General features: G+C 68.5%; 20 protein-coding genes. 13 read left to right on the forward strand and 7 right to left on the reverse strand.

From position 1 onward, the window contains the following. Window positions 1-34 precede the first annotated feature (34 nt). Complete coding sequence (locus LGM89_RS09695; protein WP_039357299.1) at window positions 35-259, reverse strand: hypothetical protein; 225 nt, start codon at window positions 257-259, stop codon at window positions 35-37. A gap of 343 nt (window positions 260-602) precedes the next feature. On the opposite strand from LGM89_RS09695, the gene LGM89_RS09700 reads away from it, so the two are divergent. The 4 genes from LGM89_RS09700 (at window position 603) to LGM89_RS09715 (ending at window position 3,711) form a co-directional block, all read left to right on the forward strand. Further along, complete coding sequence (locus tag LGM89_RS09700; protein ID WP_174971847.1) at window positions 603-1,292, forward strand: DUF969 domain-containing protein; 690 nt, start codon at window positions 603-605, stop codon at window positions 1,290-1,292. Beyond that, window positions 1,289-2,239: a DUF979 domain-containing protein gene (locus tag LGM89_RS09705; protein ID WP_226272936.1), complete on the forward strand. Its 951-nt coding sequence runs from the start codon at window positions 1,289-1,291 to the stop codon at window positions 2,237-2,239. Before LGM89_RS09700 ends, LGM89_RS09705 begins: the two co-directional genes overlap by 4 nt. Window positions 2,240-2,249: 10 nt before the next feature. Next, window positions 2,250-3,272, forward strand: coding sequence for a DUF2891 domain-containing protein (locus tag LGM89_RS09710; RefSeq protein WP_226272937.1), 1,023 nt, complete (start codon window positions 2,250-2,252; stop codon window positions 3,270-3,272). Window positions 3,273-3,387: 115 nt separating this feature from the next. Next, entirely contained in the window at window positions 3,388-3,711 is a 324-nt protein-coding gene (locus LGM89_RS09715) for a hypothetical protein (protein ID WP_226272938.1), read from the forward strand. Window positions 3,712-3,741: 30 nt separating this feature from the next. Here the strand turns inward: LGM89_RS09715 and LGM89_RS09720 are convergent, their stop codons facing one another. After that, window positions 3,742-4,566 (reverse strand): IclR family transcriptional regulator, encoded by an 825-nt coding sequence (locus tag LGM89_RS09720; protein ID WP_089497270.1) that lies wholly within the window; start codon window positions 4,564-4,566, stop codon window positions 3,742-3,744. Window positions 4,567-4,752: 186 nt separating this feature from the next. On the opposite strand from LGM89_RS09720, the gene LGM89_RS09725 reads away from it, so the two are divergent. The 7 genes from LGM89_RS09725 (at window position 4,753) to LGM89_RS09755 (ending at window position 16,418) form a co-directional block, all read left to right on the forward strand. Then, complete coding sequence (locus LGM89_RS09725) at window positions 4,753-6,408, forward strand: GMC family oxidoreductase (RefSeq protein WP_226272939.1); 1,656 nt, start codon at window positions 4,753-4,755, stop codon at window positions 6,406-6,408. Between the two features lie 127 nt (window positions 6,409-6,535). Then, entirely contained in the window at window positions 6,536-7,840 is a 1,305-nt protein-coding gene (locus LGM89_RS09730) for an MFS transporter (RefSeq protein WP_089497268.1), read from the forward strand. Window positions 7,841-8,459: 619 nt separating this feature from the next. Beyond that, window positions 8,460-9,875 (forward strand): NAD(P)/FAD-dependent oxidoreductase, encoded by a 1,416-nt coding sequence (locus LGM89_RS09735; protein ID WP_226203834.1) that lies wholly within the window; start codon window positions 8,460-8,462, stop codon window positions 9,873-9,875. Window positions 9,876-10,055: 180 nt separating this feature from the next. Beyond that, the gene (locus LGM89_RS09740) at window positions 10,056-11,477 is read left to right on the forward strand and encodes an amino acid permease (RefSeq protein ID WP_226203832.1); all 1,422 of its coding nucleotides are present in this window, start codon (window positions 10,056-10,058) and stop codon (window positions 11,475-11,477) included. Window positions 11,478-11,730: 253 nt separating this feature from the next. Then, a complete protein-coding gene (locus LGM89_RS09745; protein ID WP_226272940.1) occupies window positions 11,731-14,667 on the forward strand; it encodes a molybdopterin oxidoreductase family protein in 2,937 nt (978 codons plus the stop codon). A 16-nt stretch (window positions 14,668-14,683) separates the two neighbouring features. Next, window positions 14,684-15,430, forward strand: a complete 747-nt coding sequence (locus LGM89_RS09750; RefSeq protein ID WP_226272941.1) for a 4Fe-4S dicluster domain-containing protein — start codon at window positions 14,684-14,686, stop codon at window positions 15,428-15,430. 40 nt (window positions 15,431-15,470) lie between these two features. Further along, window positions 15,471-16,418, forward strand: coding sequence for a dimethyl sulfoxide reductase anchor subunit family protein (locus tag LGM89_RS09755; protein ID WP_226272942.1), 948 nt, complete (start codon window positions 15,471-15,473; stop codon window positions 16,416-16,418). A gap of 32 nt (window positions 16,419-16,450) precedes the next feature. Here the strand turns inward: LGM89_RS09755 and LGM89_RS09760 are convergent, their stop codons facing one another. Continuing rightward, entirely contained in the window at window positions 16,451-17,203 is a 753-nt protein-coding gene (locus LGM89_RS09760; RefSeq protein WP_226203823.1) for an IclR family transcriptional regulator, read from the reverse strand. Window positions 17,204-17,399: 196 nt separating this feature from the next. On the opposite strand from LGM89_RS09760, the gene LGM89_RS09765 reads away from it, so the two are divergent. After that, entirely contained in the window at window positions 17,400-18,386 is a 987-nt protein-coding gene (locus LGM89_RS09765) for an AAA family ATPase (protein ID WP_226272943.1), read from the forward strand. Then, the gene (locus LGM89_RS09770) at window positions 18,383-20,104 is read left to right on the forward strand and encodes a cobaltochelatase CobT-related protein (protein ID WP_226272944.1); all 1,722 of its coding nucleotides are present in this window, start codon (window positions 18,383-18,385) and stop codon (window positions 20,102-20,104) included. Before LGM89_RS09765 ends, LGM89_RS09770 begins: the two co-directional genes overlap by 4 nt. Window positions 20,105-20,192: 88 nt before the next feature. On the opposite strand, the gene LGM89_RS09775 is transcribed toward LGM89_RS09770, so the two are convergent. From LGM89_RS09775 to LGM89_RS09790, 4 genes are all read right to left on the reverse strand, one after another. Further along, a complete protein-coding gene (locus LGM89_RS09775; RefSeq protein WP_226272945.1) occupies window positions 20,193-20,960 on the reverse strand; it encodes a sulfite exporter TauE/SafE family protein in 768 nt (255 codons plus the stop codon). Then, entirely contained in the window at window positions 20,957-21,991 is a 1,035-nt protein-coding gene (gene pta, locus LGM89_RS09780; protein WP_226272946.1) for a phosphate acetyltransferase, read from the reverse strand. Before pta ends, LGM89_RS09775 begins: the two co-directional genes overlap by 4 nt. Before the next feature lie 129 nt (window positions 21,992-22,120). Then, window positions 22,121-23,938 (reverse strand): sulfoacetaldehyde acetyltransferase, encoded by a 1,818-nt coding sequence (xsc, locus tag LGM89_RS09785; RefSeq protein WP_089427823.1) that lies wholly within the window; start codon window positions 23,936-23,938, stop codon window positions 22,121-22,123. Between the two features lie 160 nt (window positions 23,939-24,098). After that, complete coding sequence (locus LGM89_RS09790; RefSeq protein WP_089497258.1) at window positions 24,099-24,497, reverse strand: nuclear transport factor 2 family protein; 399 nt, start codon at window positions 24,495-24,497, stop codon at window positions 24,099-24,101. Between the last annotated feature and the right edge of the window lie 248 nt (window positions 24,498-24,745).

Consider the following 24,745-nt stretch of genomic DNA (forward strand, 5'->3'; position numbering starts at 1 on the left):
CCCGTCATCCGCTCCGACGGGCGAGGCCGTGCCGTCAATGGCTGCGCGCGTACCCCTGGATCAGCGCGCGCATCATCCCCTCGACCGTCGCGTCGAGCAGGTCGGCTTCCTGCTCGGATTCCTCGACGAGCGCGGCATACGCGGTCGCGAGCGTCACGCGATCGACCTCATGGCGTTGCTCCATCAGCGTCACCATCCCATCCTTCGCCAGATGAGCGGAGAACGCGCGGCTGCCGATGGTCTGGAATACGTCAATCATGGCGGCTCTCCCGTCCGTTGCCGATGCTTTCCAGTGTAGTCGGCGCACCGGGGCTCCGCCACGCGCGGCGGCCCGGGCCCGGAGGGGCAATCCAATCCGCGTGCCGCGACCGGCGCATTCGCACGGGCAGGCCGGCCACTGATCCGCCACCGATTCCCCGGATGAAACATTGACGACACCTGGCGCGGGCACGGTGTCCACGCCGTTCAACGTTTACCCGAAGCAGCAAATTGTCGACTATTTATCGATAAAGTCTCGTGTTAGATTGCGCCGACTGAATCCGGTCGAAACCGGGCAGGCGGCGCGTTGCCAAGGCGCCGTGCATTCGACACAAGGAGGAGCAATGCTGGTGCTGATTGGGGTGCCGATCGTCGTGATCGGTTTTGCGCTGCGCTTCAACGCGCTGCTGGTGGTCACGATCGCGGGGCTCGCGACGGGGCTGGCGGGCGGGCTCAATCTCGTCGACATCGTCAGCGCGTTCGGCAAGGCGTTCACCGAAAACCGCTACATGGGGCTCATCTGGCTGACGCTGCCGGTGATCGCGCTGCTCGAGCGCAACGGGCTCAAGGAGCAGGCGAAACGGATGATCTCGCGCGTGCAGGCGGCCACCACGGGTCGTGTGCTGATGCTGTATTTCGTGCTGCGCCAGGCGACGGCCGCGCTCGGTCTCACGTCGCTCGGCGGCCATGCGCAGATGGTGCGGCCGCTGATCGCGCCGATGGCCGAGGCCGCCGCGGTCAACCGGCATGGCGAGCTGCCCGAATCGGTGCGCCAGCAGATCCGCGCGCATGCATCGGGCGCCGACAACGTCGCCGTGTTCTTCGGCGAGGACATCTTCATCGCGATCCAGTCGATCCTGCTGATCAAGGGCTTTCTCGAACAGAACGGCATCTCGATCGAGCCGCTGCACCTGTCGGTGTGGGCGATCCCGACCGCGATCGCCGCACTCGTGATCCACTGCACGCGCCTCGCGCTGCTCGACCGTCGGCTCACGCGCGGCTTCGGCCTGGTGGGGCAGGAGGGCACGCGATGATCGGCCTCGAATCGCTGTACACGCTCGCGGGGCTGATGTTCGCCGCGTTCGCCTACTTCAACCTGACCGATCGCACGAACCCGCGCCGCGTCGTCAATTTCGCGTTCTGGGCGATCTACGCGCTCACGTTCCTGTTCGGCGCGCTGCTGCCGCATTTCGTGACGGGCTGCCTCGCGATCGCGCTCGCGGTGATCGCCGGCTCGGGCAAGCTCGGGCGCGGCACGTCCGACGAAGCCGGGGAAGCGGCGGCCGTGCGGCGCGAGACGCTCGCGCAGCGTTTCGGCAACAAATTGTTCCTGCCCGCGCTGCTGATTCCGGTCGTCACGCTGATCGGCACGTTCGCGTTGAAGCTCGTGCCGTTCGTCGAGCAGAAGAGCGTGACGCTGATCTCGCTCGTGCTCGGCACGCTCGTCGCGTTCGCCGTCGCGCTCGCGATGCTGCGCGATTCGCCCGTGCATGCGGTGAAGGAGGCACGCCACACGATGGACGCGGTCGGCTGGGCCGCGATCCTGCCGCAGATGCTCGCGGCGCTCGGTGCGCTGTTCGCGGTCGCCGGTGTCGGCGGCGTGGTGTCGGGGCTCGTGAAGGCGTGGGTGCCGATCGATTCGCCGTTCGCGGTGGTCGCGGCCTACACGGTCGGCATGGCGCTGTTCACGATGATCATGGGCAACGGCTTCGCCGCGTTCCCCGTGATGACGGCCGGCATCGGCCTGCCGCTGATCGTCCACCAGTTCCACGGCAACCCGGCGATCGTCGGCGCGATCGGGATGCTGAGCGGCTTCTGCGGTACGCTGATGACGCCGATGGCCGCGAACTTCAACATCGTGCCGGCGGCGCTGCTCGAACTGAAGGACAAGAATGGCGTGATCAAGGTGCAGTGGCCGACGGCCTTGCTGCTGCTCGCCGTGAACACGCTGCTGATGTACGCGTTCGCATTCCGCTTCTGACGAGATCCCCATGACCGACCGACTGACCCCCGAACTCGCCTCGAAATTCGCGTCGCTCGCGCTCGCGCACCTGACCCGCGAATATCCGAACAAGCTCACGCATGCGCTCGAAGGCCCGCACGACGTGCAGGGGCCGCGCGCACTTCACCCGATCTTTTACGGCAGCTACGACTGGCACTCGTGCGTGCACGGCTACTGGCTCGTGCTGCGCGTGCTCGAGCGCTACCCGGCATTGCCGGAGGCCGAACGCATCGTCGCGATCGTCGACGCGCACTTCACCGACGCGAACGTCGCCGGCGAGCGCGCGTATCTCGCGCGGCCGCACAACGCCGGTTTCGAGCGGCCGTACGGCTGGGCGTGGCTGCTCGCGCTGTCGGCGCAACTGGAGCGGCTCGCGCTGAAGGGGGCGATGCCGCAGGCCGCGCGCTGGGCGAAGACGATGGCGCCGCTGACCGACCTGTTCGTGTCGCGCTTCGAGACCTTCCTGCCGAAAGCGACCTATCCGCTGCGCGTCGGCACGCACTTCAACACCGCGTTCGCGCTGGCGCTCACGCTCGACTTCGCGCGCGACACGCAGCGCGACGGGCTCGCGGCGCTGATCGTCGATACCGCGAAGCGCTGGCACCTGAACGATGTCGCATGCCAGGCGTGGGAGCCGTCGGGCGACGAATTCCTGTCGCCCGCGCTGATGGAGGCGGAGCTGATGCGGCGCGTGCTGCCGGCTGCCGAATTCGACGGCTGGTTCGCGCGCTTCCTGCCCGATCTCGCGCGCGGCGAACCGGCGACGCTGTTCGAGCCGGCGACGGTCAGCGACCGCAGCGACGGCAAGATCGCGCACCTCGACGGGCTGAACCTGAGCCGCGCGTGGTGCCAGCGGGCGCTGGCCGGCGCGCTGCCGGAAGGCGATGCGCGGCGCGCGAAGCTGCTCGACGCGGCCGACCGGCATCTTGCGAGCGCACTCGCGCACGTGGCCGGCGACTACATGGGCGAGCACTGGCTCGCGACGTTCGCGTTGCTCGCGCTGGAGGCGTAGCGCGCGAAACCCCGCCGGCGGCAAGGTCTTCGGCACGCGGCTATACTCGCCGCTCGGGCCGTATCGCGCAGCACGCGTTGCGCGATGCGGCCATCTGTTTCCCTGCCGCCTCGCCATGGACAAGCTCATTTCCTACGTTGCCGCGATCCACGGACTCCCGGGCCCGGTGTCGATCGTGTCGCACACGACGTCGCACGACCGCTGGACCGACGACGATGTCGAAGTCACGCGCGACGAAACCGAATACCGCTTCGACAACGGCGCGATCGTGCGCCGCTCTGTCGAGCAGGATCGCGCGCCGTCCGACCTGCTGTGCGCGGAATGCTGGATCGACTACGACGTGCTTCGTCATCCCGATGCGCAACCGATCGGCCCGACGCGGATCACGTTCGACAACGCGTGCCGCGAGACTTTCTGGCTGCGCTACCACCTCGCGTGAACGTTTCGACGCTTTGGCGCATCACGGCAATCAACCCGGCGGCGCGCCCTCGGCCGCATGCAGCAGCGGCGCGAGCCGCGTAGCCGCTTCCCGCATCTTCGGCACGTTCTCCAGCAGGTCGTTGAGCGTCGCGCGCGCGGTCGGCGCATGCACGGCGAGCGCCGCGAGCACGCGGCCGCTTGCTGCCTCCTTCACCGGCACTGCAACCGCCACCATCCCGCGCACGAACTCCTCGTTGTCGATCCCGACGCCGCGCGCGGCGAGCCGGTCGAGCTCGGCCGCGAGTAACTGCGCATCGGTCAGCGTCCGGTAGGTCATCTTCTTCAGCGTGAGCCGCGCGAGCATCGCGTTGCGCTCCAGCGCGTTCAGCTGCGACAGGAACAGCTTGCCGCTCGCCGTGCAATGCAGCGGCACGCGCATGCCGGGCCGCATCTCGAGCCGCAACGGCTCGGTCGTCTCGACGCGTTCGACGTACAGCACCGTGTCGCCGTCGAGCGCGGTGAGGTTGCAGGTCTCGCCGAGCACGTCGACGAGCGAGCGCAGCACCGAGCGGCAGCCGCGCGTGAACGTGTTGTTCGACAGCGCCGCGAGCGCGAACTGCGCGGCACGCGGGCCGAGCGCGATGCCGCGATCGTGGCCGCGCGAGTCGGGCAGGTGGATCACGTAGCCGCGCGTTTCGAGCGATTCGATCAGGCGCAGCAGCGTCGCCTTTGGAATGTGCAGCCGCGCGGCGAGCTGCGACAGCGTGTAGGGCTGGCCGGCCGACGCGAGTGCTTCGAGCACCGCGAGCGCGCGCAGGACGCGCGCGTCGTCGGCGGGCGCGCCATCGGGCGGCGCGGGGGCGGTGTCGCGCATGTGTCTCCTCCGTCGGGATCGGCGTGCGTCCCGGGATGGTGTGTGCGAGGGAAATGAAACGAATTGAACGGTTTTTGTACCACATTCGCGGCGTGGACAATAAATCGGCTTGTACGCGTTCCGTGGGCTCAATAAATTTGGACGAAACATACCGGATTTTTTCAAAATCCCGGAACGGAGACACGAATGACACGCAGCTTCGACTATGTCGTGGTCGGCGCGGGATCGGCCGGTTGCGTCCTCGCCAACCGGCTGTCCGACGGCGGCCGCCATACGGTGTGCCTGCTGGAAGCGGGCCCCGCCGACCGCTACATGTGGATCCACGTGCCGATCGGGTACGGCAAGACGATGTTCCACCCCGTGTACAACTGGGGCTTCCACACCGATCCCGATCCGAACATGCACAACCGCCGCCTGTACTGGCCGCGCGGCCGCACGCTCGGCGGCTGCAGCTCGATCAACGGGCTGATCTACGTGCGCGGGCAGCAGCAGGATTACGACCACTGGGCCGCGCTCGGCAATCGCGGCTGGAGCTGGCGCGAGTGCCTGCCGTATTTCCGCAAGCTCGAACACAACACGCTCGGCGAAGGGCCCACGCGCGGCACCGGCGGCCCGCTGTGGGCGTCCGCGATCCGGCAGCGGCACGAACTCGTCGATGCGTTCGTGGCCGCGTCGAACCGGCTCGGCGTGCGCACGGTCGACGATTTCAATACGGGCGACCAGGAAGGCGTCGGCTATTACCAGCTCACCACGCGCAACGGGCTGCGTTGCTCGACGGCGGTGGCGTACCTGAAGCCCGCGCGCGGGCGGCCGAACCTGCATGTCGAAACCGATGCGCAGGCGCTGAAGGTGCTGTTCGACGGCGCGCAGGCGGCCGGCGTGCGGTACGTCCAGCATGGCAACGTGCACGAGGTGCGCGCGCTGCGCGAGGTGATTCTCGCGGCCGGCGCGCTGCAGTCGCCGCAACTGCTGCAGGTGTCGGGCGTCGGGCCGGCCGCGCTCCTGAACCGGCACGGGATTCCGGTCGTCGCCGATCGCGCGGGCGTCGGCGAGAACCTGCAGGATCACCTGCAGATTCGTCTGATCTACGAAGTGACGCAGCCGATCACGACCAACGACGAGCTGCATTCGTGGATCGGCCGCGCGAAGATGGGGCTGCAGTGGGCGCTGTTCCGTGGCGGCCCGCTCGCGATCGGCATCAACCAGGGCGGGATGTTCTGCCGTGCGCTGCCGGACGAATCGGCGACGCCGGACATCCAGTTCCATTTCTCGACGTTGTCGGCCGATTCGGCGGGCGGCAGCGTGCATCCGTTTCCCGGTTGCACGTATTCGATCTGCCAGCTGCGGCCCGAATCGCGCGGCACCGTGCGCATCCGCACCGACGATGCGCGCGACGCGCCGTCGATCCAGCCGAACTATCTCGACACCGAGCGCGACCGCCGCACGACGGTGGCCGGCGTGCGCTTTGCGCGCCGCGTCGCGGCCACCGAGCCGATGGCGCCGCTGATGAAGCGCGAGGTGCGGCCGGGCGCGGACGCGCAGACGGACGACGAACTGCTCGAGTTCTGCCGGGAATACGGGCAGACGATCTTCCATCCGTCCGGCACCGCGAAAATGGGCGTCGCGAGCGATCCGCTCGCGGTCGTCGACGAGCGGCTGCGCGTGTACGGCACGCGCGGACTGCGCGTGGTCGACTGCTCGATCATGCCGACCCTCGTATCGGGCAATACCAACGTGCCGATCGTGATGGTCGCCGAGAAGGCGTCCGACATGATCCTCGAGGACGCGCGCGAGGCCGATCGCGGCCACAGCGTCGCGCCGGCCGCCGAGGCGCTCGCGTAGCGCGTCGCCACGCATCACTCGCGTGGCCCGTGCGCCTGCGCCCGGACGGCCGCCGCGCGTTCATCGATGCCCCCGCCGGCAAGGCGCCGGGGCAGGTTGCGGCGCATCCTTACCTGGAGAAGCTCGCATGGCAATCGATTCCCGGGTCGTCCGACGCGTGGCCGCGGCCAGCGTGATCGGCGCGACCGTCGAGTGGTACGACTTTTTCCTGTACGGCGTGGTCGCCGGCATCGTGTTCGACAAGCAGTACTTTCCGGCCGGCGACGCGTTCGTGTCGACGATGCTCGCGTATGCGACGTTCGCGGTCGGCTTCATCACGCGCCCGCTCGGCGGCTTGCTGTTCGGCCATCTCGGCGACCGCGTCGGGCGCAAGTCCGCGCTGATCCTGACGATGCTGATCATGGGCGTGTCGACGGCCGGCGTCGCGTTCCTGCCGACTTATGCGCAGATCGGCATGTGGGCGCCGGTGCTGCTGCTGACGCTGCGCGTGCTGCAGGGCATCGGCCTCGGCGGCGAGTGGGGCGGCGCGGTGCTGATGGCCTACGAGTACGCGCCGCCGCACCGGCGCGGGCTGTATGCGAGCCTGCCGCAGATCGGGCTCGCGATCGGGCTGTGCCTCGCGGCCGGCGTGGTCGCGGCGCTGTCGCGTGCGCTGCCAGATGCCGCCTTTCTCGCGTGGGGTTGGCGTGTCGCGTTCGCGGCGTCGCTGCTGCTGGTCGCGGTCGGCTTCTACATCCGCACCCGCGTGGCCGATACGCCCGAGTTCGTCGCGCTCAAGCGCCAGCGGCGCGCGACGAAGCTGCCGGTCGTCGAGTTGCTCGCCAACTATCGTCGGGCGATCCTGCTCGGGATGGGCGCGCGCTATATCGACGGCGTGTTCTTCAACGTGTTCGCGGTGTTCTCGATCGGCTACATGACGCGCAACCTGTCGATCTCGCGCGGCGACGCGCTGCTCGGCGTGATGAGCGCGGCGGTCGTGATGTGCGTGTTCATCCCGGTGTTCGGCGGGCTGTCCGACCGGCTCGGCCGCGCACGCGTGTACCGGTGGGGCGCGACGCTGTGCGGGCTGTCGGTGCTGCCCGCGTTCTGGCTGTTGCAGACGCAGTCGACCCACCTGCTCGCCGTGTGGCTCGCGCTGGTGATCCCGTTCGGGATCTTCTACGCGATGGCGTACGGGCCGGAGGCCGCGCTGTTCGCGGAGCTGTTCGACGCGAACGTGCGTTACACGGGCATCTCGTTCGTCTACCAGGTGTCGGGCATCTTCGCGAGCGGGCTCACGCCGATCGTCGCGACCGCGCTGCTGCGCGTGAACGGCGGGGCGCCGTGGCTCGTCGGGGTTTACGTGATGTTGTCTGCACTCCTGTCGATCGTGTCCGCGCGGGCGATCGAGAAGCGCGGCGGCGTGGACGGCGTCGCGGTGCGCGCGATGTGACGGCGGGTGGGGTGGGGGGGCGGGTCGTATCGGCGGTGCGGTCGTCGGTCGGTGCCGTGCCCACACTCGAGCCCACGGCCACGGCCACGCCTATGCCTATGCCCATGCCCATGCCTATGCCTATGCCTATGCCGTGCCTCTGACCCTTGCCGTCAGCCGGTCGTCCGATGCTGCCGGCTGTTCGGTCTCCCGGTGGCGTCAGGCCCACGCTGTGCACCCCTGCCGATTGCGACCCACACCGTCTGCCCGCTGTTGCTCGCCATCCGGCGTCCCGGTCGCTCGGCGGCGTCGCGCCCGCGCCGCTGATCCTTTTTGACCGTCACGGTCCCCCTCTCGCCCGCTGCCGCACGCCGTTCGCCGCCCCCGTGCTGGTCCAAGCGAATCCGGCCCACTGGCCCTACCTGCGACAAATCGGCCTGCCTACACTTTCCTCGACAGATCGCCGCATTGAAGCATCTGCACACGATCGACCCGAAGAGAACGATCAGGAGACAGGCATGACCAACAGGCAGTCGGCAGCATTCGCCCGTGCGGCGAGCGCGCGCCCCGCATCAGTCAGTCGAATCGCCACATGCGCCCGTTGCGGCGCGGCAGGCCAGCCCGCGTCGGAGGTCTGAGCATGTCGACCCCTTCCATCGAACGCACCGCGAGCAGCTTCGCCGGCGGCCGGCCGAACGATACGCGTTACGACCCGACCTACGATCCGCTCGTGTCGCCGGGGCCCGGGTGCGGCAGGCAGTACGCGCCGACCTACTGGGTCGCGACGGCCGGTACCCCGCCGCCCGACGACGGCCCCGTGACGCGCGATCTCGATGTCGACGTCGCGATCATCGGCGCCGGCTACACGGGCCTCGCGACCGCGCTGTGCCTCGCGCGGGACCACGGCATCAAGGCTGTCGTGCTGGAAGCCAACCGCACGAGCTGGGGCTGCAGCAGCCGCAACGGCGGGCAGGGGCAGAACGCATCGGGCCGGCTGTCGCGCTCGCAGTGGATCGAGCGCTGGGGCAAGGACGTCGCGCTGAAGATGCACGACGAGATCCTCGAAGGCTTCGAGCACTTCAAGTCGCTCGTCGCGGAAATCGACTGCGACCCGCAGCCGGGCGGCCATTTCCTGATCGCGCATCGTCCGCGCATCATGGCCAAGCTCGCGGCCGAGGCGAAGGTGTGGAAGGACGTGTTCGGCTATCCGTCCGAGCTGCTGAGCGCGGAAACCTTCCGCCGCGAATTCATCAACGACCACGAAGCGGCCGGCGCGCTGCACGAGCCGGAAGGCATCGGCATCCACGCGCTGAAGCTCGCGTTCGGCTATCTGCGCCTCGCGCGCGAAGCCGGCGCGAAGGTGCATACGAGCAGCCCGGTGCTCGGCTTTGAGACGATCGACGGCGTGCATCACCTGCGCACGCCCGGCGGCGTCGTGCGGGCCCGGGCGGTGGGCATCGCAACCGGCGCGTACACCGCGCAGACGCTGCATCCGTCGCTGCGCAGCAAGGTGATGCCGATCCTGTCGAACTCGATGGTCACGCGCCCGCTCACCGACGCGGAGATCGACGCATGCAATTTCCGCACGACACAGGTGCTGACCGATACGCGCACGCTGCGTTTCTACTACCGCTTCCTGCCGGATCGCCGCTTGCAGATCGGCAGCCGCAGCGCGATCACCGGGGACGATGCGCCGAACCCGCGTCACTTCGAATTGCTGAAGGAAGGGATGGCGCGCAAGTTTCCCGCGCTGCGCGGCGTGGAGATCGACTACTCATGGTGGGGCTGGGTCGACGTGAGCCACGACATGATGCCGCGCGTGTGCCAGCCCGACCCGCGGCAGTCGGTGTACTACGCGCTCGGCTACGGCGGCAACGGTGTGTCGTACTCGCAGCAGGCCGGCCGCCGGCTGGCCGAGCAGATCGCGGGGAAGGGCGCACGGCAGACGCTGCCGATCTTCACGTCGCCGCTGCCTGGCCACCCGTTCGCGCCGTTCCGGCGCCTCGGGCAACGGATGCTCTACCTGTCTTACTTCAGGAACGACGAAAAGCCCTGAACGTAGTGCATATCGCCCGGCGTGACACAACGCGCGCCGGGTTGTCGAACACAATAAAAGCAATAGAAATCCGTGCGGCCGGGGCGGCAGGCGCCCCTGCACGCGCCGTCGCCGGCGGCACCCGCGCTCACCCGATGGTGGCGAGCGGGCGGCGCCCGGACAACTGGATATGGAGAAGACATGCAACCCTCGAATCAGAGTGACCTGAAGTGTGGGCTCAAGCAGCGCCACATGACGATGATCGCGCTTGGCGGCGTGATCGGTGCCGGGCTGTTCGTCGGCAGCGGCGTGGTGATTCAGCAGACCGGGCCGGCCGCGATCCTGTCGTTCCTGATCACGGGCGGGCTCGTCGTGCTCGTGATGCGGATGCTCGGCGAGATGGCATGCGCGATGCCGGCCGTCGGTTCGTTCTACGAATACGCGCGGCTCGCGTTCGGCAACTGGCGCGGGCCCGGCAAGATGGCGGGCTTCCTGACCGGCTGGATGTACTGGTATTTCTGGGTGATCGTCGTCGCGCTCGAAGCGGTGGCCGGCGCCAAGCTGATCCAGTTCTGGTTGCCGGATACGCCCGCGTGGATCATCAGCCTCGCGCTGCTGGTCGTGCTGACGCTCACGAACCTGATCTCGGTCGGCAGCTACGGCGAGTTCGAGTTCTGGTTCTCGTCGATCAAGGTCGGCGCGATCATCGTGTTCCTGTTCCTCGGCGGCCTCTACGTGCTCGGCCTGTGGCCCGCGTCGATGCACACGACGTCCGTGCTGCCGACGCTGCTCGGCCACGGCGGCTTCATGCCGCTCGGCATCGGGCCGGTGATGAGCGGGGCGGTCGCGGCGACCGGCTTCTACTTCGGCGCCGAGATCGTCACGATCGCGGCGGCCGAGGCGAAGGAACCGGCGAAAGCGGTTGCGAAGGCCACCAATTCGGTGATCACGCGCGTGCTGGTGTTCTACGTCGGCTCGGTCGCGCTCGTCGTGGCGCTGGTGCCGTGGAACTCGCATCAGATGGCCACGCCGTACGTGAGCGCACTCGAAGTGATGGGCCTGCCGGCTGCCGCCAACGTGATGAACGCGATCGTGCTGACGGCGGTGCTGTCCGCGCTCAACTCGGGCCTCTATGCGGCGTCGCGGATGCTGTTCGCGCTGACCCGCCACGGCGACGCGCCGGCCGCGCTCGCGAAGGTCAACAAGCGCGGCGTGCCGGTGCGCGCGATCCTGCTCGGCACGGTGTTCGGCTACGTGTCGGTGGTGATGTCGTACGTGTCGCCCGATACCGTGTTCGCGTTCCTCGTCAATTCGTACGGCACCGTTGCGCTGTTCGTGTACGTGCTGATCGCGTTCTCGCAACTGCGCCTGCGCAAGCGTCTCGACCCGGTGGCCGCCAGCAAGCTGCGCGTCAAGATGTGGGCGTATCCGTATCTCACCTGGGTCGCGATCATCGGGATGGTCGGCATCCTCGTCGCGATGGCGTTCATCCCCGATCAGCGCAAGCCGCTGTGGCTCGGTGTCGCCAGCCTCGGCGTGCTGGTCGTCGCCTACGGGCTCACGCGCCGCAGCCGCCGCGAGCCTCTCGACGACAGCGAACTGCTCGCCTATCCGCCGCGTTGATGCCGGGTAATGCGCGCTAACGCCTGACGCCGAAGGCCCGGCCCGCGTGCCGGGCCTTCGTGCATGTAGCTTCCGGCCCGAGCCTGTGGATGATCGGGGCAACTATCGGGGCAACTATCGGGCCGACCGATAGCACCGATCAGAGGATGCGACTTTATGTCGGCCGCGTGCCGGCATAGCATGGATGAACCGATTCACGGGTGCGCCCCGCCGGGCGCGCCCTCATCCGCGAATCCGCGAACGAGGACAGACGATGGAACATCGGGCACGCGAGCGGGACGAGCAGGCCGAGATCAAGACGACGACGTGCTACATGTGCGCGTGCCGCTGCGGCATCCGCGTGCACCTGCGCGACGGCGAGGTGCGCTATATCGACGGCAATCCCGCGCATCCGCTGAACCAGGGCGTCATCTGCGCGAAAGGTTCGTCGGGAATCATGAAGCAGTATTCGCCCGCGCGGCTCACGCAGCCGCTGATGCGCAAGCCGGGCGCCGAGCGCGGCGATGCGCAGTTCGAGCCGGTGTCGTGGGACGTCGCGTTCGACGTGCTCGAAAAGCGTCTCGCGCACCTGCGCGCCACCGACCCGAAGCGCTTCGCGCTGTTCACCGGCCGCGACCAGATGCAGGCGCTCACCGGCCTGTTCGCGAAACAGTTCGGTACGCCGAACTATGCGGCGCATGGCGGGTTCTGCTCGGCGAACATGGCGGCCGGGATGATCTACACGATCGGCGGCTCGTTCTGGGAATTCGGCGGGCCCGATCTCGACAACGCGAAGCTGTTCTTCATGATCGGCACCGCCGAGGACCACCATTCGAATCCGCTGAAGATCGCGCTCGGCAAGTTCAAGCGCGCGGGCGGGCGCTTCATCGCGATCAATCCGGTGCGCACCGGCTACGCGGCGATCGCCGACGAATGGATTCCGATTCGCCCCGGCACTGATGGCGCGCTGTTCATGGCGCTGATGCACGAGCTGATCGCGCGCGACGCGTTCGACCTCGAATTCGTGTCGCGCTTCACGAACGCGGCCGAGCTGGTCGACCAGCGCGACGGCGCCGACACGTTCGGGCTGTTCGTGCGCGACGGCGGCGCGCCGGAGGTCAACGCGCTGTATCCGCAGAACCGGATGTGGTGGGACACGAAGACGAACCGCGCGGTGCTGCATCACACGGAAGGCGCCGAGCCTGCACTCGACGGCCGCTATACGCTCGACGACGGCACGCCCGTCGCGCCGTCGTTCACGCTGCTGCGCGAACAGGTGGCCGATTGCACGCCCGAATGGGCGGCCGACATCACCGGCATCGCGGCCGACACGATCCGCCGCCTGGCGCGCGAGATGGAGACGGTCGCGCGCGACCACGCGATCGCGCTGCCGGTGCGCTGGACGGATTCGTGGGGCAAGGAACACGAATCGGTGAAGGGCGTGCCGATCGCGTTCCATGCGATGCGCGGGCTCGCCGCGCATTCGAACGGCTTCCAGACGATCCGCGCGCTTGCCGTGCTGATGTCGCTGCTCGGCACGATCGACCGGCCGGGCGGCTTCCGGCACAAGGCGCCGTATCCGCGCGCGGTGCCGCCATCGGCGAAACCGCCGAACGACCCGGCGCAGATCAAGCCGAACACGCCGCTCGCCACCGGCCCGCTCGGCTGGCCCGCCGGCCCCGAGGATCTGTTCGTCCATCCGGACGGCACGCCCGCGCGGCTCGACAAGGCGTTCTCGTGGGAATACCCGCTCGCGGTGCACGGGCTCATGCATTCGGTGATCACCAATGCGTGGCGCGGCGATCCCTATCCGATCGACACGCTGCTGATCTTCATGGCCAACATGGCGTGGAATTCGTCGATGAACACGACGGAAGTGCGCAAGATGCTGGTCGACAAGCGCGACGACGGCGAATACCGGATCCCGTTCCTCGTCGTGTGCGATGCGTTCGCGTCGGAGATGACGGCGTTCGCCGACCTGATCCTGCCCGACACGACTTACCTCGAGCGGCACGACGTGATGTCGGTGCTCGACCGGCCGATCTCCGAATTCGACGGGCCGGTCGACTCGGTGCGCGTGCCCGTGGTGCCGCCGACCGGTGAATGCAAGCCGTTCCAGGAAGTGCTGATCGAGCTCGCGAGCCGGCTGAAGTTTCCGGCCTTCACGACCGCGGACGGGCAGCGCAAGTATCGCGACTACCCGGATTTCGTCATCAACTTCCAGACCGCGCCCGATTCCGGCACCGGCTTCCTGATCGGCTGGCGCGGCAAGGAGGGTGGCAAGGCCGTCGTCGGCGAGCCGAACCCCGAGCAATGGAAGCGCTACGCGGAGAACAACTGCGTGTACCACCACCGGTTGCCGGAGCCGCTGCAGTACATGCGCAACTGCAACGGGCCGTACATGCAGTGGGCGGTCGACAACGGGATGCGCAAGTTCGGCGTGCCGATCGTGATCCAGCTCTACTCGGACGTGATGCAGAAATTCCGGCTCGCCGCGCAGGGCCGCACGTCGGGCCGCCAGCCGCCCGACCATCTGCGCGAGCGCATCGCGCGCTATTTCGATCCGCTGCCGTTCTGGCATCGCTCGCTCGAAAGCGGGCTGACCGATGCGGGCCGCTATCCGCTCGCGGCGATCACGCAACGGCCGATGGCGATGTACCACTCGTGGGATTCGCAGAACGCGTGGCTGCGGCAGATCCACGGCGAGAACCACCTGTTCGTGAACCCGGTGACGGCCGCCGCCCAGCAGATCGACGACGGCGCATGGATCTACGTCGAATCGCCATGGGGCAAGGTGCGTTGCCGCGCACGCTACAGCGAGGCGGTCGAGCCCGGCACCGTGTGGACCTGGAACGCAATCGGCAAGGCGTCCGGCGCGTGGAACCTCGGGCCGCACGCGGGCGAGTCGCAGCGCGGCTTCCTGTTGAACCACGTGATCACCGACGAGCTGCCGGATGCGGCGCGCGGCGGTGCGCGGATGTCGAACTCCGATCCGATCACGGGGCAGGCCGGCTGGTACGACGTGCAGGTGCGAATCTATCCGGCCGAAGCCGATGCGGCGACGACCTTGCCGCAGTTCGCGCCGATGCCGGCGCTGCCGGGCACGCCGCGCGTGCTGCAGCGCGTGCAGGCGTATTTCGCGGGAACCGGCGCATTCGCCGCGCGGCTGCGGCGCGCGGCGTCCGCCGGCCCGAAGTCTGAAGATCGCTGATCGAAGGAGCACCACCATGACCCAGATGGCCCTCGTCATCGACCTGAACGTGTGCGTCGGCTGCCATGCCTGCGTGACGAGCTGCAAGGAATGGAACACGTCGGGCGAAGCCGGCAGTCTCGCGGATATGCGCCCGTACGACGACGATCCGTCCGGCACGTTCTTCAACCGCGTGCAGACGTACGAAGCGGGCGTGTTTCCGATGACCGACACGATTCATTTCCCGAAGTCGTGCCTGCACTGCGAGGATCCGCCATGCGTGCCCGTCTGTCCGACCGGCGCGAGCTACAAGCGCAAGTCGGACGGGATCGTGCTGGTCGACTACGACAAGTGCATCGGCTGCAAGTACTGCGCGTGGGCATGTCCGTACGGCGCCCGCGAGCTCGACGAAGGCCGCAAGGAGATGACGAAGTGCACGCTCTGCGCGGACCGCATCGACAACGAAGCGCTGCCCGAGCGCGATCGGAAGCCGGCCTGCGTGCTCGCGTGCCCGACGTCGGCGCGACTGTTCGGCGACGTGCACGATCCGGAGTCGGACGTGTCGCGCGCGATCCGCGAACGCGGCGGCTATCAGCTGATGCCCGAATGGGGCACGCGGCCGTCGAACCATTACCTGCCGCGCGTGAAGACCGAAGCATCGTGCGGGTGCGGAAGCAGCGGCGGGTGCGGCAGCGCATCGAACGGCATCGTCGAAGACGATTCATTCGAGGCCCGCGCGACGCGCGGCGACATCGATCTCGTGTCGCTCGCGACGCAGCGCTGAGCGCAAAGCCCTTCACTCATACGAAAAAAACGGAGTCCCCATGCGCCCAGCTTTTTCGGTCGTTTTCCTCACCACCCTGTGCGGTGCGGCACAGGGCCTGCTGCTGACGCTCGTGATCGTCGAGGCACTGGCGCGCACGGCAGGCGTCGATATTGCTGCGTCGTTCTACGTGACGGGCGCCGCGCTGTCGGTCGCGCTCGGCGCACTCGGCCTGCTGGCGTCGTTCTTCCATCTCGGCCACCCCGAGCGGGCCTGGCGCGCGATCGCGATGTGGCGCACGTCGTGGCTGTCGCGCGAATGCATCGCGCTGCCGGTGTTTCTCGCGTGCGCGTTCGCCTATGGCGCGGCGCACCTGTTCGGCTGGCCGGGCACGTTGCTGATCGGCGCGGTGGGCGCGCTCGCGAGCGTCGCGCTGTTCGTGTGCACCGCGATGATCTACGCGTGCCTGCGCTTCCTGCAGGAATGGGCGAGCCCGCTGACGCTCGTGAACTTCGTGCTGCTCGGCTGCGCGTCGGGCTGCACGCTGGCGACGGCGTGCGCCGCGTGGCTCGCGCCGTCGCTGGTTGGCCGGCTCGCCGTGGCCGCCTGCGTGCTGACGCTCGCGGGTGGCGTGGCACGGCTCGCGTCGCTCGCACGCAATGCGCGGCTGCGGCCGAAGTCGACCGTGCAGAGCGCGACCGGGATCCGCAGCGACAAGGTCGAGCAGAAATCGCGCGGCTTCACGGCCAGCGCATTCAATACGCGGGAATTCTTTCATGGGCAGGGCAACGGCACGCTGCGCGCGGTGAAGGCCGGCTTCCTGATCGGCGCATTCGCGGTGCCGTTCGTGCTGACCGGCGCGGGCGCGCTCGCGCCGACGTCGGTCGCGGCCGCCGTCGCGCTCGGCGCGGCGTTCGTGATCCAGTACGCGGGGCTGGTCGCGGAACGCTGGTTCTTCTTCGCGGATGCGCGCCATCCGCAGAACCTCTACTACCAGCGCGCGTCGTGACGTTGCGCGTGCGCCGCCACGCCGTGCGGGAGCTAGAACGTGTCCGCGAGCGCGCGCGCCGCTTCCTGCAAACGCGGCACGTGGTCGAGCAGCCGCGACAGCGGTGCGCGCGACACGGGTGCATGCACGGCGACCGCGGCGATGCACGCGCCGTCGTCGCCGACGATCGGCGCCGCGATGCACACGATGCCCGCGACGAATTCCTCGTTGTCGATCGCGACGCCCTTGTGCGCGGTACGGTCGAGTTCGGCTTCGAGCAATTCGGGGTCGGAGATCGTGTTCGGCGTGTAGCGCGGCAGCGCCAGCGCGCGCACCAGTGCGGCGCGTTCGTCGCGCGGCAACAGCGCGAGCAGCAGCTTGCCGCTGGCGCTGCAGTGCGCGGGCACGCGCGAGCCGGGTTGCAGGTCGAGCCGCAGCGGCCAGTCGGCTTCGACGCGGTCGAGATAGACGACTTCCGTGTCGTGCAGCGCGGTGAGGTTGCAGGTTTCGCCGAGATCGGCGACGAGCCGTTCGAGGATCGCGTGGCGCAGCCGGCGCGCGCCCGCATGCAGCAGCACGCCAGTGCCGAGCCGCGCGAGGCGTGGGCCGATCGCATACGCGTTCTTGCGGCCCGGCTCGCGGATCACGAGGCCGCCGGCTTCGAGCGACGCGAGCATCCGGTGCAGCGACGCCTTCGGGAGATCGACTTCACGCACGAGATCGGCGAGCGACACGGCATCGCCGGCCTGGACGAGATGTTCGAGCAGCGCGAAGGCGCGCAGCGTGGGCGTATCCGCGGGCAGCATGGCAGGCATTCCGGAAACTGGATGGCGGCCATTGTACCGAACGGCCTGGCAGGCCGGCCGCGTGAGGGGGGGGGCGCGGCAACCCGGTACGCATTTTCAGCGATGGAACGAATCGTTCCATAAACGCGACCGGCGCGGGCGCGAAGATCGACGCCCGCGCGGACAGCAACGACAGCAACGACAGGAGCGCAACGCAATGGATGGGGTGGCGAACAAGCCGGACTGCATGGTGTCGGTCCGCGAACGGTTCGGGTTCGATTCGGACCTGATGGTGCCCGCGTTCAGCACGCGCGACGATCACGTACCCGATATCGACGATGCATACCGGTTCAACCCGGACGTCACGCTCGCGATCCTCGCGGGCTTCGCACGCAACCGCCGCGTGCTCGTGCAGGGGATGCACGGCACCGGCAAGTCGACGCATATCGAACAGGTCGCGGCACGGCTGAACTGGCCGTGCGTGCGCGTGAACCTCGACGGCCACATCAGCCGGCTCGACCTCGTCGGCAAGGATGCGATCGTCGTGCGCGACGACGTGCAGGTAACCGAATTCCAGGAAGGGATCGTGCCGTGGGCATTGCAGCGCCCGGTCGCGCTGATTTTCGACGAATACGACGCGGGGCGGCCCGACGTGATGTTCGTGATCCAGCGGATTCTGGAGCGCGACGGCAAGTTCACGCTGCTCGACCAGAACCGCGTGATCCATCCGCATCCGTCGTTCCGGCTGTTCGCGACCGCGAACACGGTCGGGCTCGGCAACCTGAACGGGCTCTACCACGGCACGCAGATGCTCAACCACGCGCAGATGGACCGCTGGAACGTGGTCGCGACGCTCGACTACCTGCCGCGCGACGAGGAGATCGGCATCGTGCGGGCGCGCGTGCCGGAACTCGCGGACGAAGCCGGCCGCCCGCTGCTCGAATCGATGGTGAGCCTCGCGGAGCTGACGCGCAACGGCTTCGCGACCGGCGACCTGTCGACGCTGATGTCGCCGCGCACGGTGATCAACTGGGCCGAGAACTGTCAGATCTTCCGCGATCCGGCGCTCGCGTTCCGGCTCACGTTCCTGAACAAGTGCGACGACGCGGAGCGGCCGGTCGTCGCCGAGTATTACCAGCGCTGTTTCGGCGAGGAGCTGGCGGTTGCGTCGCGGGGCGGCGGCGAGCCGGGGGCGGGGCGGTGAGCGCCGATCGCGACGCCGCACGCCGCGCATCGGCGCGCGAAGCGCTGGGTGCTTCGACCGTGCGTGCGCTGACGCGCGACGCGGCGCTGCATTACCGCGCGGGCCGCGTGTGCCGCGACCTGCGGCCGTTGCCGATCCATGCACCGCACCTGCGCGCGCAGGCCGCCGACGACGATCTCGCGTCATGGCGCGGCGCGGCCGACGGTGCCGCGATGCGCATCCTGCATTCCGATGCGGACCTGCATCGCGCGCTGTCCGGAGACGATCCGGTCGAACGCGTGCTGTTCGAGATGCTCGAGCAACTGCGCTGCGAGTCGGTCGCGCCGCCTGCCATGCGCGGTGTCGTTCAGAACCTGCGTCATCGCTTCGAGACCTGGTCACGCGCGTTTCACCGGTCGGGGCAGGCCGATACGCATATCGGGATTCTCGTGTACACCGTCGCGCAGATCGCATGGTCGCGGCTGACGGGCTGGCCCGTGCTCGAAGAGACGGAAGACCTGATCGAAGCGTCGCGCGCGGCGATCGTGCCCGAGATCGGCGTGCAGCTTGCCGGGCTCAAGCGGTGCCGGCACGATCAGCGCGCCTTCGCGGAACACGCGCTGGCGCTCGCGAAGTGGATTGCGGCGATGATCCGCGATGCGCGTGCAGCCGTCGTGGACACGGAGACGGAAGACGCACGCGAGCAGGACGATGCACTGACGAATTTCTCGCTGTGGGTCGATTTCGACGAGACGGGCATCGATATGCCGGCACTCGTGGAGACGGGCGACAGCGTCGTGCTGCAGGGCGGCGATGCCGTCTACCGTGCCTATACGACGCGCTACGACCGCGAGCTTCGACCGGCCGCGCAGATCCGCGCGGCACTGCTGCGCGAGTATCGCGACCGGCTCGACGCCCAGGTCGCCGCGCAGCGGATCAACGTCACGCGGCTCGCCCGCGTGCTGCGCGCGGCGCTCGTCGTGCCGCAGGCCGACGGCTGGTCGTTCGGCGAGGAGCACGGCCGGCTCGACGGCCGCCGGCTCGCGCAACTCGTCAGCTCGCCGGCCGAACGTCGGTTGTTCCGGCTCGAACGCGTGCGGCCGCATGCCGACTGCGCGCTCGCGTTCCTGATCGACTGCTCCGGGTCGATGAAGACGTGGATCGACGGCGTCGCGCTGATGGTCGACACGCTGGCCCGCGCGGGCGATGCCGCCGGTCTGGCAACCGAAGTGCTGGGCTTCACGACGCTCTCATGGAACGGCGGCCGCGCCCGGCAGGACTGGCTCGCGCGTGGCAAGCCGCGCCATCCGGGCCGGCTCAACGAAACCGGCCACCTGGTGTTCAAGGACGCGGATACCCGCTGGCGGCATGCGCGCACGGGCATTGCCGCGCTGTTCAAGGCCGATCTGTTCCGCGAAGGGGTGGATGGCGAAGCGGTCGAATGGGCGTGCGCGCGGCTCGCTGCACGGCCGGAGGCGCGCAAGATCCTCGTCGTGATCTCGGACGGCAGCCCGATGGACGGCGCGACGGCGCTCGCGAACGATCCGTTCTACCTCGACAACCATCTGAAGCAGGTCGTTGCGCGCGAGGAGTCGGCGGGCCGCGTCGAAGTGCTAGGGTTGGGCGTCGGGCTCGATCTCGGCCCATATTACCGGCACCGGCTCGCGATCGATCTTGCGTCGGCGCCCGATATGAAGCGGCTCGTCGAAATCGCCGGATGGATCGGCGCCCGGCGGTGATGCGGATGTCTGCATTCGAAGCGCAGGCGTCGAGTCCGAATCGATTGCCGGGAACAGGGCGGTTCGACGTGGCGCACGCTGCGCGACATCAAGCGCGATGCAGCAACGGCGGCAACGACGTCGCGATCAGCCCGAGGCCGATCACCATCAGCACGCCGAACGCAAGCCGGCGCAGCGCGACCGGCGACAGCGGCGGCGGGTACTGGCGGGCGGCCACCGTCGTCAGCATCACGACCGGCGTTGCGATCGCGGCCAGCAGCCAGATGTCGCGATCGAGCTGGCCTTCGCATGCGCTGTACAGCACGCGTGTGGCCGAGGTCGTCGTGAACAGCACGATCAGCGCACAGCGGATCTGCACGAGCGTCAGCGGCTGCCGGTAGAACTGGAAGATCAGCGGCGGCCCCGACACGCCGAACATCCCGCTCAGCAAGCCGCCGAACAGGCCGCTGACGAAGAAGCTGCGGTTGTCCGAGCGCTCGGTGAGCGGCGTCGGCCGCAGCGTCGCGCTCAGTCCGCCATACAGCACGACCGCGCCGAGGATCAGTTGCAGCAGGTCGGCCGCCGAGCGGCTCAGGCATTCGAGCAGCAGCACGCCCGCGACGACCGACGGCAGGATGCCGAGCGTCGCCGCGCCGACCGCGCGCCAGTCGATGTGATGCAGCCGGCCGGGCAGTGCGGTCGCGCCGTTCGCGAGCGACACGACGCTCATCAGCGTGGCGACGGTGGCAAGCGGCGCGAGCCCGAAGCCGCTCGTCGCGCCCATCACGATCATCCCGAGCCCGAAGCCGGTGACGGTCTGGAAATAGCTGCCGGCGCCGATCACCGCGATCAGGATCGCCAGTTTGTCGGCGGTCATGCGTGTGCGGCCTCGCCGGTTGCGGCGCGCTGCGCGGCCGCCTGCGCCTGCACGGTGGTCGCCGCGATCACGTGGTACACGTCGTCGGCGCTGCAGCCGCGCGACAGGTCGTTCGCGGGGCGGCGCAGCCCTTGCAGCAGCGGGCCGACGGCCTTCGCGCGGCCGATCCGCTCGGCGAGCTTGTAGCCGATGTTGCCTGCTTCGAGGCTCGGGAACACGAGCACGTTCGCGTGGCCGCCCACCTGCGAATGCGCGATCTTGCGCTCGGCGATTTCCGCGACGATCGCCGCGTCGAGCTGCACGTCGCCGTCGATCGCGAGGGTGGGGCGGAGTTCGCGCACGTGCGCGGTCGCGGCCGTCACCTTGTCGACCGCCGCGTGATGCGCGCTGCCGCTCGTCGAGAACGACAGCATCGCCACGCGCGGCTCTTCGCCGAGCAGTGCGTGCGCGCTGTCGGCAGCGGCCATCGCGATCTCGGCGAGCTGACTGGCGTCCGGATCGACGACCAGCGCGCAGTCGGAGAAGATCAGCCCGCCCTTGATCGTGTGGAACGGCTCGCACAGCATCATCAGGAAGAAGCTCGACACGATCCGGAACGCCGGATCGACGCCGATCAGCTGGATCGCCGCGCGCACGACGTCGGCCGTCGCATGCACGGCGCCCGCGACCGAGCCGTCCGCATCGCGGAGCCGCACCATCAGGTTGGCGTGGCAGAGCGGGTCGAGCACCGCGTCGCGTGCGGCATCGGCCGTCATGCCCTTGCTCTTGCGCAGCGCGTGCAGCGTGTCGGCATAGGCATCGCGCTGCGTGGCGGTGGCCGGATCGACGAGCGTCATGCCGTCGAGATCGATCGCGTCGCGTGCAGCCGCCGCGTGGATCGCCGCGCGGTTGCCGACGAGCACGATGCGGGCGATACCGTCGCGCGTCGCGCGCGCGGCGGCCTGCAGCACGCGCGGATCGTCGGCTTCGCACAGTGCGATGCGCATCGGCTGGCGGCGCGCGGCGTCGAGAATGCGGTCGAGGGCTTTCATCGTTCGCTCGGGTAAGAAAAGAAAAAACGGCCGGATGCGGCGGCCCGCACGGGGCACGGCGTCCGGCCGGAGGGCCGGCCGCGCGAGCGGGGCGCGCGGCCGGCAACGGGTTGCGCCGGCGACGCGGCGTTACACGTAGTCCTTGTACTTGTCGAGCATGCGTACCGGCTTCGACAGCGCGTCGCGACGGAACGGATCGCCGAGTTCGCGCGTGCACATGATCTCGATGATCGTCGTCTTGCCTTCGTTCATCTGCATGTCGATCGCGCGCTTGAGCGCCGGGCCGACATCCTCGAGGCGGTCGACCGTGATCCCTTCGGCGCCCATCGCCCGCGCGATCGCCGCGAAGCTCTGGTTGTCGAGTTCACCGGCGACGAAGCGGCGGTTGTAGAAGTCGACCTGGTTCTTCTTTTCCGCGCCCCATTGGCGGTTGTGGAACACGACGGCCGTGACCGGGATGTTGTGGCGCACGCAGGTCATCGTTTCCATCAGGCTCATGCCCCACGCGCCGTCACCCGCATACGACACGGCCGGGCGGTGCGGCGCGGCGACCTTCGCGCCGATGATCGTCGGGAACGCATAGCCGCAGTTGCCCCAGCTCATCGCCGCGAAGAAGCTGCGCGGCTTGTTGAAGCGCAGGTAGCTGTTCGCGACCGAGTTGATGTTGCCGATGTCGGTCGACACCATCACGTCCTCGGGCATCGCCTTCTCGAGCTCGCGCAGCACCTGGCGCGGATGCAGGTACTGGCCGCCGCTGAACGGCTTCTCGTGCTTCTGCTCCTCGATCATGTCGAGGCTGTACGCGTCGCGCTCGTGCGTCCAGTCGTCGAGTTCCTTCTCCCACGCGGCCTTCTCGGTCGCGATCTGGTCGGCGCGCTCGCCGCGCGAGCCGTCGCACGCGAGCGTGCGGCCTTCGAGGCGTTGCGTGAGCGCGACCGCCGCGGCTTTCGCGTCGCCGCAGATGCCGACCGAGATCTTCTTCACGAGGCCGAGCATCTTGTGATCGGCGTCGATCTGGATGATCTTCGCGTCCTTCGGCCAGTAGTCCATCCCGTGCTGCGGCAGCGTGCCGAACGGCCCGAGGCGCGAGCCGAGCGCGATCACGACGTCCGCGCGCGACAGCAGCTTCATCGCGGCCTTCGAGCCCTGGTAGCCGAGCGGGCCGCACCACAGCGGATGGTTCGCCGGGAACGAGTCGTTGTGCAGGTAGCTGTTGACGACCGGCGCGCCGAGCCGTTCGGCGAGCGCCTTGCATTCCTCGATCGCGTCGGCCATCACGACGCCGCCGCCCGAGATGATCACCGGGAACTTCGCCTGCGCGATCAGTGCGGCTGCGTCGTCCAGGCTCTGTTCGCCGCCGGCGCCGCGATCGAGCCGGCGCGGTTGCGGAATCTCGACCTTGACCTTGCCGTAGAAGTAGTCGCGCGGGATGTTCAGCTGGGTCGGGCCCATCTCGGCCTGCGCGCGGTCGAAGCAGCGCGCGGTGAATTCGGCCATCCGCGCCGGGTGCGTGACGTGGCCCTGGTATTTCGTGAACTCCTGGAACATCGGCAGCTGGTTCGCTTCCTGGAAGCCGCCGAGGCCGATGCCCATCGTGCCGGCTTCCGGCGTGACGATCACGACCGGGCTATGCGCCCAGTACGCGGCCGCGATCGCTGTCACGCAGTTGCTGATGCCGGGGCCGTTCTGGCCGATCACGACGCCGTGGCGGCCCGATACGCGCGCATAGCCGTCGGCCATGTGGCCCGCGCCCTGTTCGTGCACGACCGGGATCAGGCGGATGCCGGCCGGCGCGAAGATGTCCATCGCATCCATGAACGCGGAGCCCATGATGCCGAACATGTCGGTCACGCCGTTGGCCGCGAGGGTCTCGACGAAGGCTTCGGACGGCGTCATGTCCTGCGGACCGTTCGCCGATGCACGCAGGGAAGTGGATTGTTCGCTCATGGGTTGTCTCCGATTGTTCAATTAACGGAACGTCTTGTTCCAGATGCTATTTGCTGGGGAAGGCCGGTCAAGTCATTCCGCCCGCTGCCGGGGAATGTGGAATGAAATGAATCGATTCGTTTCAAAATGCGCGCCGGGCACGGTGGCCCGGGCGGTGCGCTCAGGCCGGCTGCTTCGGCCGTTCCTTGCGGAAGGCACGCTTGACGGCGATCAGTCCGTCGCGGAATTCGAACAGGTCGCAGCCTTCGGCCTCGATGCGCCAGCCTTCGGCGTGCGTGCCCGTGAACACCCATTCGGAGACGCCGCGCTCGCCGGCGACGGTGTGGCGGCCGTGGCCCCAGTGCGCGTCGGGGAAGGTCTTGAACACGGCTTCGAACGCGGCGCGTACCGCGTCACGGCCGACGAACCGCGTGCCGTGGATGTCGGGGCCGCCGGCCGCGTCGAACACGCAGTCCTCGGTCATGAAGCCCATCAACGCATTGGCGTCGTGCCGGTTGAAGGCGTCGGAAAAGGCCGCGAGCGTGGCGGCCGTGACGGGGGCGGTGAGCGTATCTGCCATAACGTGTCTCCTGTCGAATGGTGAGCGGTGCGCAAGGCGCTGGCGCGCATGCGGCACGCGGTATCGACACGTTAGTGAGCGCTCGTTTTTGGCGGTAGCGCCAGTGGGGGGGATTCGCTTGGGCCAGCGGGAGAAGCCGGGCCGGTGCGCCTGGCTACCGGCGCCCGGTGGATGCCCGACGGCGAGTTCGGTGACGCGCATCGACAGAAAGCATCGGTGCGGAGCAATGGGTAAAAAGATCTGCCGCA

It is taken from the genome of Burkholderia sp. AU31624, from assembly GCF_020420065.1.
Lineage (GTDB): Bacteria > Pseudomonadota > Gammaproteobacteria > Burkholderiales > Burkholderiaceae > Burkholderia.

What these genes read in the sequence shown, in the direction of transcription:
- LGM89_RS09695 (WP_039357299.1), bottom strand. Translation starts at nt 259, where the DNA reads ATGATTGACGTATTCCAGACCATCGGCAGCCGCGCGTTCTCCGCTCAT.
- LGM89_RS09700 (WP_174971847.1), top strand. Translation starts at nt 603, where the DNA reads ATGCTGGTGCTGATTGGGGTGCCGATCGTCGTGATCGGTTTTGCGCTG.
- LGM89_RS09705 (WP_226272936.1), top strand. Translation starts at nt 1,289, where the DNA reads ATGATCGGCCTCGAATCGCTGTACACGCTCGCGGGGCTGATGTTCGCC.
- LGM89_RS09710 (WP_226272937.1), top strand. Translation starts at nt 2,250, where the DNA reads ATGACCGACCGACTGACCCCCGAACTCGCCTCGAAATTCGCGTCGCTC.
- LGM89_RS09715 (WP_226272938.1), top strand. Translation starts at nt 3,388, where the DNA reads ATGGACAAGCTCATTTCCTACGTTGCCGCGATCCACGGACTCCCGGGC.
- LGM89_RS09720 (WP_089497270.1), bottom strand. Translation starts at nt 4,566, where the DNA reads ATGCGCGACACCGCCCCCGCGCCGCCCGATGGCGCGCCCGCCGACGAC.
- LGM89_RS09725 (WP_226272939.1), top strand. Translation starts at nt 4,753, where the DNA reads ATGACACGCAGCTTCGACTATGTCGTGGTCGGCGCGGGATCGGCCGGT.
- LGM89_RS09730 (WP_089497268.1), top strand. Translation starts at nt 6,536, where the DNA reads ATGGCAATCGATTCCCGGGTCGTCCGACGCGTGGCCGCGGCCAGCGTG.
- LGM89_RS09735 (WP_226203834.1), top strand. Translation starts at nt 8,460, where the DNA reads ATGTCGACCCCTTCCATCGAACGCACCGCGAGCAGCTTCGCCGGCGGC.
- LGM89_RS09740 (WP_226203832.1), top strand. Translation starts at nt 10,056, where the DNA reads ATGCAACCCTCGAATCAGAGTGACCTGAAGTGTGGGCTCAAGCAGCGC.
- LGM89_RS09745 (WP_226272940.1), top strand. Translation starts at nt 11,731, where the DNA reads ATGGAACATCGGGCACGCGAGCGGGACGAGCAGGCCGAGATCAAGACG.
- LGM89_RS09750 (WP_226272941.1), top strand. Translation starts at nt 14,684, where the DNA reads ATGACCCAGATGGCCCTCGTCATCGACCTGAACGTGTGCGTCGGCTGC.
- LGM89_RS09755 (WP_226272942.1), top strand. Translation starts at nt 15,471, where the DNA reads ATGCGCCCAGCTTTTTCGGTCGTTTTCCTCACCACCCTGTGCGGTGCG.
- LGM89_RS09760 (WP_226203823.1), bottom strand. Translation starts at nt 17,203, where the DNA reads ATGCTGCCCGCGGATACGCCCACGCTGCGCGCCTTCGCGCTGCTCGAA.
- LGM89_RS09765 (WP_226272943.1), top strand. Translation starts at nt 17,400, where the DNA reads ATGGATGGGGTGGCGAACAAGCCGGACTGCATGGTGTCGGTCCGCGAA.
- LGM89_RS09775 (WP_226272945.1), bottom strand. Translation starts at nt 20,960, where the DNA reads ATGACCGCCGACAAACTGGCGATCCTGATCGCGGTGATCGGCGCCGGC.
- pta (WP_226272946.1), bottom strand. Translation starts at nt 21,991, where the DNA reads ATGAAAGCCCTCGACCGCATTCTCGACGCCGCGCGCCGCCAGCCGATG.
- xsc (WP_089427823.1), bottom strand. Translation starts at nt 23,938, where the DNA reads ATGAGCGAACAATCCACTTCCCTGCGTGCATCGGCGAACGGTCCGCAG.
- LGM89_RS09790 (WP_089497258.1), bottom strand. Translation starts at nt 24,497, where the DNA reads ATGGCAGATACGCTCACCGCCCCCGTCACGGCCGCCACGCTCGCGGCC.